Below are 15184 nucleotides of genomic sequence, written 5' to 3' on the forward strand. Positions count from 1 at the left end.
GAGCACGCCCTGAAATAAGTTTGGCGCACCAAGCGCGAAACCAGTACGTCCCGATTGTCCGTGTCCGCCCGTGCGGCGCGGAGAGCTTTCCCGGACTCCCGAGAGGATCCTTCGTTGACGCCCACTTCTCCCAAGCAGGCCACCGACGACGCCGAGGCCACCCCGGCCAAGAAGGCGCCGGCCCGCAAGACCGCGGCTCGAAAGACCGCCGCCGCGAGCACCGAGGCCCCCGCGTCGAAGACTGCCGCATCCAAGAGCACCGCGTCGAAGACTGCCGCATCCAAGAGCACCGCGTCGAAGACCGCGGCGTCCAAGAGCACCGCGTCGAAGACCGCGGCGTCCAAGAGCACCGCCAAGAAGGCGGCTGGCAAGCGCACCACCAAGAAGGCGGCTGCGGCAGCGGAGGTGGAGACCGTCACCATCGCGGGCGCTGCGACCGGTGAGAATGTGGAGGTGCAGGTCAAGCGCGACGGCGATGACGTCGTCCTCACTGTCGGCGGCAAGAAGCGGACCCTCGACGACGTCGATGAGGCGGACTTCAAGCCGGAGGAGACCGCCAAGGAGGAGGAGGAGCTCGTCGAGGAGTCGAAGGGCTTCGTCGTCAGCGACAATGACGACACCGACGAGCCGGAACAGCAGGTGATGGTGGCCGGTGCCACCGCCGACCCGGTCAAGGACTACCTGAAGCAGATCGGCAAGGTCGCGCTGCTGAATGCCGAGATGGAGGTGGAGCTCGCCAAGCGCATCGAGGCCGGTCTGTTCGCCGATGAGCAGCTCAATGACGAGGCCACCCGTGCCAAGTTGAAGGCCGCGGTCATCGAGGACTACGAGTGGATCGCCGAGGACGGCCGCCGCGCCAAGAACCACCTGCTGGAGGCCAACCTGCGTCTGGTCGTCTCGCTGGCCAAGCGCTACACCGGCCGCGGCATGCTCTTCCTGGATCTCATCCAGGAGGGCAACCTGGGCCTGATCCGCGCCGTGGAGAAGTTCGACTACTCCAAGGGCTACAAGTTCTCGACCTACGCCACCTGGTGGATCAAGCAGGCCATCACCCGCGCCATGGCTGATCAGGCTCGCACCATCCGCATCCCGGTGCACATGGTGGAGGTCATCAACAAGCTGGCCCGCGTCCAGCGCCAGATGCTGCAGGACCTCGGCCGCGAGCCAACGCCGGAGGAGCTGGCCAAGGAACTCGACATGACCCCGGAGAAGGTCGTCGAGGTGCAGAAGTACGGCCGTGAGCCGATCTCGCTGCACACGCCGCTGGGTGAGGACGGCGATTCCGAGTTCGGCGATCTGATCGAGGACTCCGAGGCGATCGTCCCGGCGGATGCGGTGAACTTCACCCTTCTGCAGGAGCAGCTGCACGACGTTCTGGACACGCTCAGCGAGCGTGAGGCCGGCGTGGTCAGCATGCGTTTCGGTCTGACTGATGGCCAGCCCAAGACCCTCGACGAGATCGGCAAGGTCTACGGCGTGACCCGTGAGCGCATCCGCCAGATCGAGAGCAAGACGATGAGCAAGCTGCGCCACCCGTCGCGTTCGCAGGTCCTGCGGGACTACCTGGACTGAGCATCCAGCGGACTCGAACGGCCGTCCCGGGATTCCCGGGGCGGCCGTTTTCCGTGTCGCCGTGACCGCTCGCTAGTCTCACGTGCATGTCGAAGACTCCCTACCGCATCAAGCGCGCCGAGCATCCTGCCGAACTGCAGGGAGCGGTGCAGGCCCAGGCCTTGTCCTGGCAGCAGTCCTATGGCGATCTGCTCGCCCCCGAACTGGTGGAGGCCCGCCAACATGAAGGAGTGCAGGCCAAGCGCGCCATGGACTGGGCGCTGGCCAGTCAGGAGGGGGTCTGGTTCTGGATCCTGATGGACTCCCGGGACAACCGCGTGGTGGGCGTCGCCAATGCCTGCCCGCGCCGCGAGCCCGACGCGCCGGCGATCCTGGAGCTGGCCCAGATCTACCTCACCGACGAGGTGAAGGGCACTGGAGCTGCCGACCGCTTGCTGGAGATGACCGTCGGCGACATGGACTGCTATCTGTGGGTGCTCGAGGGCAATGAGCGGGCCATCGCCTTCTACCGTCGCAATGGCTTCGAGCTCGACGGCGCCCGCCGTACCAATGAGGAGCTGGGAGCCGCCGAGCTGCGGATGGTCCGCCACCAGGACTGAGCACCGTCCCCGGCCCGGGCCGGCGGTCACTGCCTGCGATGCAGGCGCAGGCGGCGAGACGGCTTAGCATCCTGTGGCGGCGGCGCGTCGGGGTCGATCACGGGAATGATCGCGGTGGTCTCGTCGTCGTCCAGGAAGTCCACGACCGTCGTGGGGGTGCGCTTGCGCTTCAGCTGACGAGCCCGCATGCGAGTCAGCCGGGCTCGGTCAATCATCGTCGTGCGGGGGCCGATCTGGCTCTCCGGCAGGCGGCGTCCCAGCTGGGAAGCCTTCCAGGTGTCGCGGACGCGTACTCGGGAATCGATGTCGAGCTGCTCCAGGATCTGGTCAAGCGAGGCGAGCACGCCGCCACTGAGCAGCCACTGGTCGCCCAGGTTGTCGGCCGCGGCCATCAATTCTGCGATCTCGGCGCGAGCGTCGCGCAGCTGACGGTAGTTGGCGACGAAGGTGGCATGGGCCTTCTCCTCATTGCCATTGGCCTCGGCCTCCACCATGGTGCCGAATGCCTCCAGGAAGTCGCCCAGTCTGCGCAGCATCATCGCCACGACGTGCTGGACGTCCTCGTCGAAGGGTTGCGGCACGGTGGTCGTGGCCCCCATCGACGGGTGGACCGGCGGGGGCGCATGCCGCTCCATCACCAGGAAGATGCCGCGCAGGCTGAGCAGGCAGCTGTCCAGGGAGTTCAGGCCAGAGAGCAGGATAGGGGAGATGTCGGCCGTGCCCATGGCCCGGGAGTTGAACCGCCGCAGGTCGCTGTGACGATCAACCAGGGCCTGGGCGCTGGCCACCTGCTTGGTGATCTGGCGTGCCCTGGTCAGCCACCCGGCCACCACCGGGCGGGTCACCTGTTGGTTCTCCAGGGCTTCTGCGGCACGTTCGAGCAGATTGCGCTGTTCGGTGGCCACACCGTGCACTGCGGAGGCGGCGGAGCGGAAGGGGACCGCCGGTGGCAGGATGAGGGGGAAGACGATTCCTACGAGTGTTCCGATCAACGTGGCGATGACGCGCGTCTCGGCGGCCACATCGGTGCCCTGCCCCAGGATGAGCATGGCGGAGATCGGCATCTCCAGAGCCGAGTCGCCCAGCCGCAGCAGGCGGGCCAAGAAGAGAGCGCAGAAGATCACCAGTCCCAGGCTCCACCAGTTCATGCCGAACAGGTAGGTGGTGAGCAGGGCCAGGCTGACGCCTGAGCTGACCGCGACCACACGCAGGGCGCCCTTCTTGAAGGTGCTGGCGGCGCTGGCCTGCATCACGAGCAGGGCGGTGAGCGAGCTCGTCAGGTCGATCGGGCCGTGCACCAGGGCACGGGTCAGCAGATAGGCCAGAGTGGAGGCGATGGCCAGTTTGGCCATGTTCCCGATGATCGGCGCAAGGCGCGCGAGAGCCTCCTTGCGGCCCGTTGGTCGGGTGGGCCACAGGAGGTCGAGGATCCTGCTGCCAAGATTCTTCATCATTTTCCAGTCTAGGTAGCCCTTGCGGTGGCTGCGGCGAGCCAACGGGGCCGTCCTGCTGTGGGTTGCCTGACTGGGTGGCCAGATCTTGTGGGGAATCCCACGACCGGATATTCTTGTTGAATGGTCAACAATGAGCTCCCCGAGCACAACAAGGGCGGGGTCTACTCGTCGAAGGGCAAGCCCTTCGAACGCGACACCCGCTACATCACCACCCGGATCAAGGCGCAGGTGCAGCCCGGTGGGGATGCCGTGCCGGTGGAGGCTGGCCGCTACCGCCTGGTGGCAGCCAGGGCGTGCCCCTGGGCAAACCGCACGCTCATCGTGCGACGACTGCTCGGTCTGGAGGACGCCATCAGCATCGGACTGCCCGGTCCGACGCATGACGCCGACTCGTGGACCTTCGACCTGGATCCGGGCGGCGTCGATCCCGTCCTGGGCATCCCGCGGATCAAGGAGGCCTACCTCAAGCGCGATCCCGAGTACCCACGCGGCATCACCGTTCCCGCCATGGTGGACGTGACCACCGGTGCCGTGGTGACCAATGACTACGCCCAGATGACCCTGGACTTCAGCACCGAGTGGACCGCCCACCACCGCGAGGGTGCACCGGACCTCTACCCGGAGGAGCTTCGTGAGGAGATGGACGCCGTCATGAAGCGCATCTTCACCGAGGTCAACAACGGCGTCTACCGCTGCGGATTCGCCGGTTCACAGGAGGCCTACGATGCCGCCTATGACCGTCTGTGGACCGCACTCGACTGGCTCGAGGATCGACTCGCCACCCGGCGCTACCTGATGGGGGAGTCCATCACCGAGGCCGACGTGCGCCTGTTCACCACCCTGGTCCGCTTCGACGCGGTCTACCACGGACACTTCAAGTGCAATCGCAACAAGCTGGCGGAGATGCCGGTGCTGTGGGCCTATGCCCGCGACCTCTTCCAGACCCCCGGCTTCGGCGACACGATCGACTTCCAGCAGATCAAGGAGCACTACTACGTCGTGCACACCGACCTGAACCCGCTGTCCATCGTCCCCAAGGGGCCGGACCTGTCCGGTTGGCTCAGCGAGCACGGCCGTGAGCACCTGGGCGGACGTCCCTTCGGTGACGGCACTGCTCCTGACCCGGTGCGAGAGGACGAGAAGGCGCCACACACGCTCCTGGGCTGATCGTGCAGCCTGTCGAGGTCAGCTGGCCGAGGTCAGTTGACGCGCCCCAACGCCAGCGCGGCGAACATCAGTGAGGCGATCGATTCGCCGTCGACGATGCGCCCGTCGCGAATGCGCTGCATCACCTCGGACCAGGGCAGCGCCTCGGTGCCGGTGATCCCCTCGGCGTCCTGCTCCAGCAGGCCCTCGACGGGGGACAGACCGGTGGCCAGGAAGACATGCTCTGGGGCCACGGCTACACCGTTGAGGGCATTCATGCCGCCGATCCGCTGCCAGTGACTGGCCTGGAGGCCGGTCTCCTCGGCCAGTTCTCGCTGTGCGGCCACCAGCGGGCCCTGCCCGTCGGTGCCGCCGGCCGGGAGTTCCTGGGACATCCCCGTCGTGTGCCGGTCCACCGTCACCAGCCACACCCGGTCATCGTCGGTCATGGCCACGACGAAGACCGCCTCGCTCTGCACTTCGATCACCCCGAACAGACCCGGGCTGCCATCGGGGCGGACCACCTTGTCCTCGCGGATGCGGATCCAGGGATTCTCGTACTTGGTCTGGGTGCTGGTCACCGGCCACATGGCAGCAAGCCTAGGCCTTGGCTCGCTCCCAGGTCGCCACCGGCCCGTCCACCGTCGTCATGACTGGATGCGGCCTCGGGGGGCGGCCGCCCAGGCGCTCGTCGAGGACCTGCTGCCACTCTGGGGCTCGCAGTGTCATCTTCGTCCGCAGATGTTCCAGCTCCAGACCGAGTTGGCCCGTGGTCACCGTCATGAGCGGCTCAGGGGTTCGCGGGCAGGTGATGCGCGCCCGATCGAAGTGATAGCCGCGGGCATCGGCCTCGTCGGCGATGCCCGCCAGATAGGCGCCGATCGCCGCCGACGGATCGTCGCACTCCCGGAACCTCTCCAACTGGGGGTGTCGGGTGTAGCCACGCGTCTGGCCGGCCAGGACCTTCTGGGCCAGCAGGGCTTCGCGCCAACAGGCCACCAGGGCAGCACGATCGAGCAGTTCAGGGTGCAGGGACCACAGGCGCATGCGCGAACGGTACTGGACATCACGTGGGAGTGGGCGGGCCGAGGTGGGGCGTGGAATAGCACCGTGGGGCGTGGGGTTGCACCAGTATGAGTACCCCGATCCCGCTGAGCGTCCTCGACCTGGTCACCGTCACCGCCGATTCCGACACGCCGGCAGCGCTGCAGCGCTCCATCCGGCTGGCGCAGGCCGCCGACGAGGCGGGCTATGAACGCTTCTGGGTGGCCGAACACCACAACATGCCCGCCGTGGCCTCAACCAACCCGGCCGTGGTGATCTCCGCGCTGGGTGCCCACACCCAGCGGATCCGGGTGGGTTCGGGCGGCGTGATGCTGCCCAACCATGCCCCCTATGTGGTGGCGGAACAGTTCGCCCTGCTGGAGGGCCTCTACCCCCATCGCGTCGACCTGGGGATCGGGCGTGCACCGGGAACCGACCAGCGCACCGCCCAGGCCCTACGCCGCAGCTCCGATGCCCTGGGCGTGCAGGAATTCCCGCAGCACGTGCTGGAACTGCTCAGCTGGCTGGGCGACAACCGGCTGGAGAATCCGATGTCGGCGACTTTGGCCGCCACTCCGGCTGCAGCCACCCATCCGGAGGTCTGGTTGTTGGGCAGCTCGGCATACTCCGCGCAGCTCGCGGGCATGCTCGGCCTGCGCTACTGCTATGCCCACCACTTCGGCCAGATGGATGAGGTGGGCGTCATGGAGGCCTACCGCAGTCGCTTCGAGCCGTCGCCGGCCCTGGACCAGCCGTACGCCATGATCTGCACCTCGGTCATCACCGCCCCCACCCTTGACGAGGCGGAATACCTGGCAGGGCCCGCCAAGCACATGGCGCTGGCCCTGCGCACCAATCGGTTGGAGCCAGTCATCTCGCCGTCGACGGCAGCCGAGCGTGGTCTGTCTCCGCTGGACGAGCAGATGATGGGGCACCTGCCGGCGACGAAGTTCGTCGGTACGCCCGACGTGGTGCGGGACCAGCTGCAGTCCCTCGTGGACCGCACCGGGGTGCAGGAGCTGATGCTGGCCGCCACCACCTACGACGTGGAGACGCGGATCGGCACGCTGCATGACGTGCGGGACATGGGTCTCACTGTGGGGTGATGGGAGTGGGGTGAGGGGAGTGGGCAGGCGCGTTGCAAGCAGGCATTGCGCCAGTATCTGAGACACGGATTCCACAGGTTGGGTTGGTCCTACGCTCCCGGAACACCACCCCCCACCTGGAGGAGACCCGTGTCCACACCCGCACCGCCCTTGCCGGACGACCGCAAGATCCGCATCCGCCCCGACCTGCCGCCAGTGGCCGTCGACGAAGGCCATCGCCTGACTGCCAAGGAGAAGCTGGGATTCGGGGCGATCGCCATCCTCGCTGCCGTGGCCTGGTTCGTGATCGCCTTCCAGCGCGGCGAGAATGTCAGTGCCGCCTGGTTCGTCCTGGCCGCGGTCGGCAGCTACATCCTTGCCCTGCGTTTCTACGGCAAGCTCATCGAGCGAAAGCTCCACATGCCCGACGACACTCGCGCCACCCCGGCCGAGGAGTTCGCCAATGGCAAGGACTTCATGCCCACCAACCGGGTGGTGCTCTTCGGCCACCACTTCGCGGCGATTGCGGGCGCCGGGCCCCTGGTCGGCCCCGTCCTGGCCTCGCAGATGGGCTATCTGCCCGGAACCCTGTGGATCGTCTTCGGCGTGATCCTGGCCGGCGCCGTCCAGGACTACATGGTGCTGCACCTGTCGATCCGTCGCCGCGGCCGTTCGCTCGGTCAGATGGCCAAGGACGAGCTGGGCACCGTCGGCGGGTGGTTCGCGATCCTGGGCGTGACCACCATCATGATCATCCTGATCGCCGTGCTGGCCATCGTCATCATCGGTGCCCTGGCCGCCAGCCCGTGGGGCGTCTTCTCCATCGCGATGACCATTCCGATCGCCCTGTTCATGGGCGTCTACATGCGCTACATCCGCCCGGGCGCAGTGGGGGAGACCTCCCTGATCGGCGTCGTGCTCCTGGTGGCCGCCATCGCCGGCGGTTCCTGGGTCAGTCACCACCCGACTCTGGCCGACTGGTTCACCCTGACCCCGGTGCAGCTCGCCTATGCCATCGCCATCTATGGCTTCTTCGCCGCCATCCTTCCCGTCTGGCTGCTGTTGGCGCCCCGTGACTACCTGAGCACCTTCATGAAGGTGGGCACGATCGCCTTCCTGGCGCTGTCCATCCTCATCGTGCTGCCGGTGATGAGCATGCCGGCGGTGACCCAGTTCGCCCACACCGGCACGGGGCCGGCCTTCCAGGGTGACCTGTTCCCCTTCCTGTTCATCACCATCGCCTGCGGAGCGCTCAGTGGCTTCCACGCCCTGATCAGCTCCGGCACCACGCCGAAGATGATCCAGAAGGAGTCGCAGGCCCGCGTGATCGGCTACGGCGGCATGCTGACCGAGAGCTTCGTCGCCATGGCTGCGCTGATCACGGCCTGCGTGATTGACCAGCACATGTACTTCGGCATGAATGCCCCGCTGGGTCTGACCGGCGGCACGCCCCAGACGGTGGCCGACTACACCAACGGACTCGGTCTGGTCACGCCCGGAGGCGAGCCCCTGCCGCCCGCCTCCCCGGAGATGTTCAGCCAGGCCGCCGAGGAGGTGGGGGAGAAGACGATCATCTCCCGCACCGGCGGGGCTCCGACGCTCGCCTTCGGCATGGCCCAGATCTTTGGGCAGATCCCCGTGATCGGCGCCGCCAAGGCCTTCTGGTACCACTTCGCCGTGATGTTCGAGGCGCTGTTCATCCTCACCACCATCGACGCCGGCACTCGCGTGGCTCGCTTCATGATCAGTGACATGCTGGCCAACATCCCGGGCCTTCAGCGCTTCAGCGACCCGTCGTGGCGCACCGGAGCCTTCATCACCACCCTGGTCACCGTCGTGGCCTGGGGATCGATCGTCGTGATGGGTGTGACCGACCCGCTGGGTGGCATCAACATGCTCTACCCGCTCTTCGGCATCGCGAACCAGCTCCTGGCTGCCATTGCGCTCACCCTGTGCTTCGTCGTCGTCATGAAGAAGGGCCTGTACAAGTGGGCCTGGATTCCCGGCCTGCCACTGGCCTGGGACCTGTTCATCACGATGTGGGCCAGCTACGAGAAGATCTTCAGCAGCAACGTGAAGATCGGCTACTGGGCCAACCACAGTGCCGCCAAGGCCGCCCGTGCAGCGGGAGAGAGCACCTACCTCACCGCCAAGACGCCGCACGAGATCGACATGGTGATCCGCAACACCGCCGTCCAGGGCACCCTGTCCATCCTCTATGCCGGGCTCGTCCTGGCCGTGCTGGCCATTGGCCTGTGGGTGAGTTTCAAGGCGGTGCGTCAGGGCGGCCTGCCCGACGCCGAAGCGCCCCGCGTCGACAGCGAGATCTTCGCCCCGTCCAGCTTCGTCGCCACACCGCTGGAGAAAGAGGTCCTCGCCGAGTGGAAGGCAGCGGGACTGGACTCCACGGGCGAGCACCTGGACCGCTCCGAACACACGCACACATTGGCGACGCGGTGAGCGCGCGGGAGTTCGCCCATGGGGTGATGCGCGTGGTGCGCGGCATGAGCGGTCTGGACGCCTATGACCGCTATGTGGCGCACCACCGCCACGCGCATCCAGGGCAACCCGTGCTGGATCGTGGCAGCTTCTACCGGGCGAAGTGGGATGACGAGACCCGCAATCCGCGGGCGCGCTGTTGTTGACCCGGCCAGCTGGTGAGCGACCAGGCATGACCGGAGGATGACAGAAGGTCCCCACCCGCATCGGGTGGGGACCTTCTCTCGTCGATGCTGCGTGCGGTCAGCTGATCCGCGCAGTCTCGTCCTGGATCTTCAGGGCCACCTGCTGCAGCTTGTCCTGGTGGGCGCGTCCGTGGTGCGCGCAGAACAGGAGTTCCCCGCCGGAGGCGAGGATGACGCGCAGATGGGCCTGGGCACCGCAACGGTCGCAACGGTCCGTGGCGTCGAGCGCTCGGTCCTCGATGACTGTGGTGGTCATTGGGCCTCCTTGGGGTCAGGCGGGCGGGTTGCCTGCACTGGGTGGTTCGGTCATGTCAACGTCTGGCGGACATGCTTTGTTCCCAGCCCCCACCCTACCCAGCCCACGACGGGGTGGGGGCGAACTCGCGTCAGCGTGCCACAAGCCTTCAGCAGACGGGGCCAAGGGGTCCGGATCGGCGTGGAGACGTGCAAAGTCACAGGCGCCGAGTACCCTTTCGGGGTGCCAACCTCAACGACCACTCCTGCCAAGAATGCCGCCCAGTCGGGGCGTGACTACGAGGCGAAGCACCTGCTCGTCCTGGAGGGACTCGAAGCGGTGCGCAAGCGCCCGGCCATGTACATCGGCTCCACTGACACCAAGGGGCTGATGCACTGCCTCTGGGAGATCATCGACAATGCCATCGACGAGGCCCTGGGGGGCAGCGGCGACGCGATCGAGATCTTCCTGCATGCCGACGGCTCGGTGCAGGTGGACGACCATGCGCGGGGCATGCCCGTCGACATCGAACCGCGCACCGGCCTGACCGGCGTCGAGGTGATCTTCACCAAGCTCCATGCTGGCGGCAAGTTCGGCGGTGGGGCCTACAACGCCACCGGCGGCCTGCACGGCGTCGGCGCCTCCGTGGTGAATGCCCTCAGCTCGCGGCTGGACGTGCAGGTGGACCGGGCCGGCAAGACCTACCAGATGAGCTTCCGACGCGGAACGCCCGGCGTCTTCGACGGCGATGGTCCCGATGCCCCCTTCACCCCGCAGGGCGGTCTGCGCGTGGTGGGCAAGGCCAAGCGCGGTGTCACCGGCTCCCGGGTGCGCTACTGGCCCGATCGTCAGATCTTCCTCAAGGACGCTGACCTGAACGTGGACGCCCTGCTGGCGCGGGCCCGGCAGTCGTCCTTCCTGGTGCCCGGGCTGAAGTTCACGGTCACCGACCGTCGCAATGGTGCCGACGACGTGGAGGTCTTCCACCATGAAGGTGGCATCAGCGAGTTCTGTGACTACCTGACCCAGGGCGCCCCGGTGACCGACGTGCTGCGTCTGCAGGGCCAGGACAAGTTCACCGAGACCGTGCCCATGCTGGATGCGGCCACCGGGGCCATGACACCGCAGGACGTGGAGCGCGACCTCAGCGTGGACATCGCCCTGCGCTGGAGCAATACCTACGACACGACGGTCAAGAGCTTCGTCAACATCATCTCCACGCCCAAGGGTGGCACCCACGTGCAGGGCTTCGAACGCGCCCTCACCCGCACCTTCACCAAGGCGATGGAGGGCACCCGCCTGATGAAGTCCGGTGACGAGATCGTCAAGGACGACTGCCTGGAGGGCCTGACCGCCGTCGTGACGGTCCGGCTGGCCGAGCCCCAGTTCGAGGGACAGACCAAGGAGGTGCTGGGCACCCCGCCCGCCACCCGGATCGTGCAGCGCGTTGTCGAACGCGAGCTGGGTGACTTCCTCGGGTCCACCAAGCCCGCCCAGAAGGCCCAGGCACGCCAGGTGATGGAGAAGGTGATCGGCGCATCGCGCGCCCGCGTCGCCGCCCGTGCCCACAAGGAGACCCAGCGTCGAAAGAATGCGCTCGAGAGCTCGTCGCTGCCGCCCAAGCTGAAGGACTGCCGCAGCAGCGATCCCGAGCGCACCGAACTGTTCATCGTCGAGGGCGACTCGGCGCTGGGTACCGCCGGCCGAGCGCGAGACTCAGAGCATCAGGCCTTGCTGCCGATCCGGGGCAAGATCCTCAATGTGCAGAAGGCCTCGGTGGGCGACATGCTCAAGAATGCCGAGTGCGCCTCCATCATCCAGGTGGTGGGCGCAGGCTCCGGTCGGACCTTCGACCTCGACCAGGCTCGCTACGGAAAGGTCATCTTCATGGCTGATGCCGACTCCGATGGCGCCCACATCCGATGCCTGCTGGCCACGCTCTTCTTCCGCTACATGCGGCCGCTGGTGGAGGCCGGGCGCGTCTATTCCGCCGTGCCGCCGCTGCACCGCTTCGAGCTGATCAACCCCAAGCGGGGAATGGAGAAGTACATCTACACCTATTCCGACGCGGAATACCAGCGCAAGTTCGCCGAACTCACCAAGAAGGGGATCAACTTCAAGGAGCCGCAGCGCTACAAGGGTCTGGGCGAGATGGACGCCGACCAGCTGCAGGAGACGACGATGGACCCCCGTCGCCGGGCCCTGCGCCGGATCACGGTCGATGACGCCGAGGCCGCCGAGCGAACCTTCGAGATCCTGATGGGCAATGAGGTGGCTCCCCGCAAGGAGTTCATCGTCGAGGGTGCCTACCGGCTGGATGCGGAACAAATCGACGCCTGATCAGCGGGGACAAATCGACGCCCGACTGGCAGCACTGGACATGATCTCCATATCGAGTATCGTTAATAACGAGATTCGATATGGAGGGGATTGATCATGGCTGGGAACAGGGATGCCGGTAGGTTGCGGGGAAGCCTCGACGCGCTGGCGGGGATCTCCTTCGTGATGGCTGCGGCGGTGCTGCTCTATGGAGTGCTCCAGGGCTGGGCCAGCGCGACAACACACGATGTGTCCCTCAGGGTCGGCAATGCGGCCGGGCAGCTCGCAGCCACCGACCTGCCGGCCGGCGCGAGCCTCGTCACACCCTTCCAGGTCAACGTTCCCGTGGATCTGCTGCCCACAGGTGCCGTGGTCATGGTCAAGCTCGCCGATGCGCTGATGCCCCTGACCTGGGGCGTGGCCGCGCTGTGCATCGGCCTGCTGTGCCGTGAGGCGAGCCATGCCAGCACCATCTTCGACGGCGGCGTCCTGCTGCGCGTACGCCTCCTGCGCTGGGCGTTGATCGCCATCTTGGTGCTGCCCCACAGCCTGCGGGTCTGGGGTTCCACCTGGGCCACCAGCGCCTGGGGCGAAGGCCTCACCACGGCCACCCCACTGGGCAGTGTCTGGCTCCCGCTCCTGGGCATGTACCTCTGCGTGGTCTTCGAGTTCGTGCTGCACCGCGGCGCGCAGCTGCAGGGCGAGTTGGACGAGGTGATCTGATGCCGGCCGACGAGCATCGCGTCGTCTGTCACATTGACGAGCTTCTGGCCGCCCGTGGGATGACGCTCACCGAGTTGTCCGAGAAGGTGGGGCTCAGCGTGGTGAACCTCTCCATCCTCAAGAACAACAGGGCCAAGGCCGTGCGCTTCACCACGCTGACCGCCATCTGCGATGCGCTGGAGTGCACGCCGGGGGAGCTGTTCACCGTCGAACCGGAATGACTGCCCGAGAACCGGCCACTACTGACCGGACCAGATGCCGACGGACACGGCACCGAGGTGGCGGGATCGTGACATGACGGGACCCCGGAGCAGCTCCGGCTCCGGGGTCCCCTGGTGTCAGTGTGCTTGGTGTCAGGGTGCTTGGTGTCAGGGTGTTCAGGTCGCTCAGGCAAGCACTTCGGCGATCTTGGCCAGCGAGGCCTCGAGGTTGGACTCGATGGCGAACTTCTCCTTGGCCAGCGCCTGCACCTGCGGGTTGGTGATCTCGCTCGGGTCATAGGTGAGCGAAAGCTTGGTGGTCGTGGCGTCGACGGGCTCAAGCTCGTAGAGCCACTTGGAGCCGACTTCGACGTCGCTGGTCACATTTTTCAGGTTCTGCCACCCGATGACGCGGTTCTCCACGAAGGCGAAGACCTCGTTGTCGGTCTGGTACTGCGAGCCATCGCCCTTGACCATGTTCATCCGGAAGGTGTCGCCCACCTTCTTCAGGCGTTCGCCCTTGTCGGTGGAGACCACGGAGCCGGAGTGGTCGGTCTCGGCGTGCCGTTCCGGGTTGCTCAGCAGGTCGAAGATGTCCTGCGGCGTGGCGTTGATCTCACGGCTGGCGGTCGTCTTGCTGATCTCGGTCATGGCTCCACGAAACCATGCCAGATCGACAATCCCAAGGGCTTACGCGCTGGGCGGATGCCTGCTGGAAGGGCTCCTGGCACCCGCGATGTTCACCGGGTGACATGTCCAACCGGTAGGTTCGGGCGCGTGACCAACCACCTCGCCGGAAGCTGCGCTGCCGCTGACTCGACGGCCGCCACCTCTCCCGCCTCCGTGATTGACGAGACCCCGGCCCCGCGCCCGGTTGTCGCGGCCTGGAGCGCCTATGACTTCGGCGGCAATGCCTTCAACACCGTCATGCTGAGCTTCGTCTTCTCCGTCTACGTCACCGGGACCGTGGCCGACGACCCAGCCCGCGGGCAGGTGGTCTGGTCCAACTTCCAGACCGCCGCCGGTATCGCACTGGCACTGCTGGCTCCCCTGATGGGGGCCTGGGCGGATCGTGTGCGTCACCGTCGAGTACTGCTCGCCGTCTCGACGCTCATCACGATCGCGTGCATGGCCGCCTGCTTCTTCGTGAAACCGGACGATGCCTACCTGCTGCTGGGGGCCGGGCTGCTCTCCTTCGCCAGCGTCGCCCAGGACATCGCCGGGGTCTTCTACAACGGCATGCTCCCGCACGTGTCCACGCCGAAGACGGTCGGGCGGATCTCTGGCACGGCCTGGGCCCTTGGTTACCTGGGCGGCGTGGTCTGCCTCGTCGGTGCCCTGTTCGGCTTCATCCTGAACGGCGGGATGCTGGGCCTGCCCACAGACGAGGCCTTCAACGTGCGCTGCGTTGCGCTCTTCTGCGCCCTGTTCATGCTGGTCTTCAGTGTGCCGGTCATGATCCTGGGGCCTGACGGGGAACCGCGGCCGGGGGAGCGGTTCAGCGTCGTGGGTGCCTATCGGGAGATCGGCTCTCGGATCGCCCACATGTGGCAACGGGAACGGGGACTGCTGCACTTCCTGGTGGCTGCTGGCATCTATCGCGACGGCCTGAACGCCGTCTTCGCGTTCGCGGGCGTGATCGCAGCGACGGCCTACGGCTTCTCGTCGGAGGAGGTCATCTACTTCGGCCTCGCGGCCAGCGTCTCGGCGGCCCTCGGAACCTGGATCTTCGGTCGACTGGATGACAAACTCGGCCCTCGGCCCGTGATCCTGGGCAGCCTCATCGCCATCGTCGCCGAAGGTCTGGCCATCGTCATCGCCAACCAAGCGCTGGTCTTCTGGGTGTGCGGCATGATGATCAGCTTCCTGGTGGGGCCGATCCAGTCGGCCAGCCGCACCCTGCTGACCCGCATCATTCCACCGGGCGAGGAGAACGAGACCTTCGGGCTCTATGCCACCGTCGGGCGAGTGGTGAGTTTCATCGCCCCCGCTCTCATTGGGGTCTTCACCGCAGCCTTCGGAGTGCGGTGGGGAATCATGGGCATCGTGGTGACCCTCATCTTCGGGCTGGCACTGTTCTGGCCCCTGCGCATCCCGGGAGTCACACACCAGCGGGCCTGAGC

General features: G+C 66.6%; 15 protein-coding genes. 10 read left to right on the forward strand and 5 right to left on the reverse strand.

Features of this window, described 5'->3' with window-relative positions; all coding sequences use genetic code 11:
- The first annotated feature begins 54 nt into the window (after positions 1 to 54).
- Positions 55 to 1572, forward strand: coding sequence for an RNA polymerase sigma factor (locus ACTQ49_RS00225; RefSeq protein WP_441825833.1), 1518 nt, complete (start codon positions 55 to 57; stop codon positions 1570 to 1572).
- An 86-nt stretch (positions 1573 to 1658) separates the two neighbouring features.
- Positions 1659 to 2171, forward strand: a complete 513-nt coding sequence (locus ACTQ49_RS00230; protein ID WP_441825834.1) for a GNAT family N-acetyltransferase — start codon at positions 1659 to 1661, stop codon at positions 2169 to 2171.
- 26 nt (positions 2172 to 2197) lie between these two features.
- On the opposite strand, the gene ACTQ49_RS00235 is transcribed toward ACTQ49_RS00230, so the two are convergent.
- Entirely contained in the window at positions 2198 to 3622 is a 1425-nt protein-coding gene (locus ACTQ49_RS00235; RefSeq protein WP_441825835.1) for an FUSC family protein, read from the reverse strand.
- Positions 3623 to 3745: 123 nt separating this feature from the next.
- On the opposite strand from ACTQ49_RS00235, the gene ACTQ49_RS00240 reads away from it, so the two are divergent.
- Positions 3746 to 4792, forward strand: coding sequence for a glutathione S-transferase family protein (locus tag ACTQ49_RS00240; protein WP_441825836.1), 1047 nt, complete (start codon positions 3746 to 3748; stop codon positions 4790 to 4792).
- Between the two features lie 32 nt (positions 4793 to 4824).
- On the opposite strand, the gene ACTQ49_RS00245 is transcribed toward ACTQ49_RS00240, so the two are convergent.
- Both ACTQ49_RS00245 and ACTQ49_RS00250 read right to left on the reverse strand, forming a co-directional pair.
- Positions 4825 to 5361 (reverse strand): NUDIX domain-containing protein, encoded by a 537-nt coding sequence (locus tag ACTQ49_RS00245; protein ID WP_441825837.1) that lies wholly within the window; start codon positions 5359 to 5361, stop codon positions 4825 to 4827.
- Positions 5362 to 5371: 10 nt separating this feature from the next.
- Entirely contained in the window at positions 5372 to 5818 is a 447-nt protein-coding gene (locus ACTQ49_RS00250) for a pyrimidine dimer DNA glycosylase/endonuclease V (protein ID WP_441825838.1), read from the reverse strand.
- 86 nt (positions 5819 to 5904) lie between these two features.
- On the opposite strand from ACTQ49_RS00250, the gene ACTQ49_RS00255 reads away from it, so the two are divergent.
- The 3 genes from ACTQ49_RS00255 (at position 5905) to ACTQ49_RS00265 (ending at position 9545) form a co-directional block, all read left to right on the forward strand.
- Positions 5905 to 6921: an LLM class flavin-dependent oxidoreductase gene (locus tag ACTQ49_RS00255; RefSeq protein WP_441825839.1), complete on the forward strand. Its 1017-nt coding sequence runs from the start codon at positions 5905 to 5907 to the stop codon at positions 6919 to 6921.
- A gap of 129 nt (positions 6922 to 7050) precedes the next feature.
- Positions 7051 to 9360, forward strand: coding sequence for a carbon starvation CstA family protein (locus ACTQ49_RS00260; RefSeq protein ID WP_441825840.1), 2310 nt, complete (start codon positions 7051 to 7053; stop codon positions 9358 to 9360).
- The gene (locus ACTQ49_RS00265) at positions 9357 to 9545 is read left to right on the forward strand and encodes a YbdD/YjiX family protein (RefSeq protein WP_441825841.1); all 189 of its coding nucleotides are present in this window, start codon (positions 9357 to 9359) and stop codon (positions 9543 to 9545) included. The genes ACTQ49_RS00260 and ACTQ49_RS00265 overlap by 4 nt, the downstream gene beginning before the upstream one ends.
- Positions 9546 to 9642: 97 nt before the next feature.
- Here the strand turns inward: ACTQ49_RS00265 and ACTQ49_RS00270 are convergent, their stop codons facing one another.
- Positions 9643 to 9840: a DUF7455 domain-containing protein gene (locus ACTQ49_RS00270; RefSeq protein WP_441825842.1), complete on the reverse strand. Its 198-nt coding sequence runs from the start codon at positions 9838 to 9840 to the stop codon at positions 9643 to 9645.
- Between the two features lie 222 nt (positions 9841 to 10062).
- Between ACTQ49_RS00270 and ACTQ49_RS00275 the strand changes: the two genes are divergently transcribed.
- The 3 genes from ACTQ49_RS00275 (at position 10063) to ACTQ49_RS00285 (ending at position 13082) form a co-directional block, all read left to right on the forward strand.
- On the forward strand, positions 10063 to 12159 hold the full coding sequence (locus ACTQ49_RS00275; protein ID WP_441825843.1) for a DNA gyrase/topoisomerase IV subunit B: 2097 nt from the start codon (positions 10063 to 10065) through the stop codon (positions 12157 to 12159).
- Positions 12160 to 12255: 96 nt separating this feature from the next.
- A complete protein-coding gene (locus tag ACTQ49_RS00280; protein ID WP_441825844.1) occupies positions 12256 to 12861 on the forward strand; it encodes a hypothetical protein in 606 nt (201 codons plus the stop codon).
- Positions 12861 to 13082 (forward strand): helix-turn-helix domain-containing protein, encoded by a 222-nt coding sequence (locus ACTQ49_RS00285; protein WP_441825845.1) that lies wholly within the window; start codon positions 12861 to 12863, stop codon positions 13080 to 13082. Before ACTQ49_RS00280 ends, ACTQ49_RS00285 begins: the two co-directional genes overlap by 1 nt.
- A gap of 165 nt (positions 13083 to 13247) precedes the next feature.
- Here the strand turns inward: ACTQ49_RS00285 and ACTQ49_RS00290 are convergent, their stop codons facing one another.
- Positions 13248 to 13712: an SRPBCC family protein gene (locus tag ACTQ49_RS00290; RefSeq protein ID WP_441825846.1), complete on the reverse strand. Its 465-nt coding sequence runs from the start codon at positions 13710 to 13712 to the stop codon at positions 13248 to 13250.
- A gap of 126 nt (positions 13713 to 13838) precedes the next feature.
- On the opposite strand from ACTQ49_RS00290, the gene ACTQ49_RS00295 reads away from it, so the two are divergent.
- Complete coding sequence (locus tag ACTQ49_RS00295; protein WP_441825847.1) at positions 13839 to 15182, forward strand: MFS transporter; 1344 nt, start codon at positions 13839 to 13841, stop codon at positions 15180 to 15182.
- Positions 15183 to 15184: the final 2 nt, after the last annotated feature.

Source organism: Luteococcus sp. Sow4_B9, from assembly GCF_052116585.1.
Lineage (GTDB): Bacteria > Actinomycetota > Actinomycetes > Propionibacteriales > Propionibacteriaceae > Luteococcus.